Raw genomic sequence first — 1,479 nt, forward strand, 5'->3', positions numbered from 1 at the left:
TAAAGAGCACAAAGGTGAGGGCTTTTTGGTGCCGGCCCCGGGGGCGGCGCCGATCAAGTTCCGCTCCACCTATGTCGACGGGATCTATGACCCGCCGCGCCAGGTGCGCTCGGTGGTGATGCATGCCCTGCCCGAGCCGAAACTGTTCACCGCCGCCGCAGTCGATTCCGGTGCGGAGACGGTGGTGGTCGGCGAGGCCGATGATGAGGTGCTGGGTCCGCCGCGCAAGCTGATCGCCACCATCGGCGAGCAGTTGGCGCAGTATGGGCCGCAAGCGCCGGCGTTGTGGTTGCCGCCGCTGGATGAGCCGATCCCGCTGGCGTCGACGTTGGCCTCGGCCGGTATCGGGGCGCGGCAACTGCGGTGGCCGTTGGGGGAGATCGACAAGCCGTTCGACATGCGGCGCGACCCGCTGGTCTTCGATGCCCGCTCCGCCTCGGGCAACCTGCTGATCCACGGGGGCCCCAAATCGGGCAAGACCACCGCGTTGCAGACGTTCATCCTGTCGGCCGCGGCATTGCATTCGCCGCGGGAGGTCAGTTTCTATGTCCTCGATTACGGCGGCGGGCAGCTGCGGGCCCTGGAAGAGCTGGCCCATGTGGGCAGTGTGGCTTCGGGGTTGGAGCCGGAGAAGATCCGGCGGACCTTCGGTGAGCTTGAGCAACTGCTGACGGCCCGGCAGGCGCGGGAGGCGTTCCGCGACGGCAGCATCGGTGCGTTCAACGACGGTTACGGTGAAGTGTTTTTGGTCATCGACAACCTGTATGCGTTCAGCCGCGACAACACCGATGCGTTCAACACCCGCAACCCGCTGCTGGCCAAGGTGACCGAGCTGGTCAATGTCGGGTTGGCCTACGGCATCCACGTGATCGTCACCACCCCCAGTTGGCTGGAGGTGCCCTTGGCGATGCGCGACGGGCTGGGGCTGCGTCTGGAACTCAAACTCCACGACGCCCGCGACAGCAATGTGCGGGTCGCCGGGGCCTTGACCCGCCCCGCTGAGGCGGTGCCGGTCAACCAGCCCGGCCGCGGTCTGACCATGGCCGCCGAGCATTTCCTGATCGCCCAACCCGATCTGGGGCAGATCGCGGCGATCAACGCCCGCCATCCCGGGCTGGCCGCACCCCCGGTGCGGCTGCTGCCGACCAACCTGGCCCCCGAAGAGGTCGGCCCGCTCTACCCGGCACCGGAACGCATCGTCATCGGGGTCCGCGAAGAAGACCTGGCCCCGGTGCAGGTCGACTTCACCGCCAACCCGCTGCTGCTGGTACTCGGGGACGCCAAGTCCGGCAAAACCACCTTGCTGCGTCACATCATCCGCACCGTGCGGGAGCACTCCAGTGCTGAGCAGGTGGCGTTCACCGTCATCGACCGGCGCCTGCACTTGGTCGACGAACCACTGTTCGACGACAACGAGTACACCGCCAACGTGGATCGGGTCATCCCGGCGATGCTGGGCCTGTCGGCGCTGATCGGCTC

The 1,479-nt window shown here is 67.2% G+C and carries 1 protein-coding gene; it reads left to right on the forward strand.

Annotated features, from left to right (window positions below; all coding sequences use genetic code 11):
* The coding region (gene eccCb, locus LI92_RS21175; protein WP_046322460.1) for a type VII secretion protein EccCb at nucleotides 1-1,479 on the forward strand (1,479 nt) is incomplete at both ends.

The sequence above is a fragment of the Mycobacterium sp. UM_Kg1 genome (genome assembly GCF_000972925.1).
Lineage (GTDB): Bacteria > Actinomycetota > Actinomycetes > Mycobacteriales > Mycobacteriaceae > Mycobacterium > Mycobacterium hiberniae.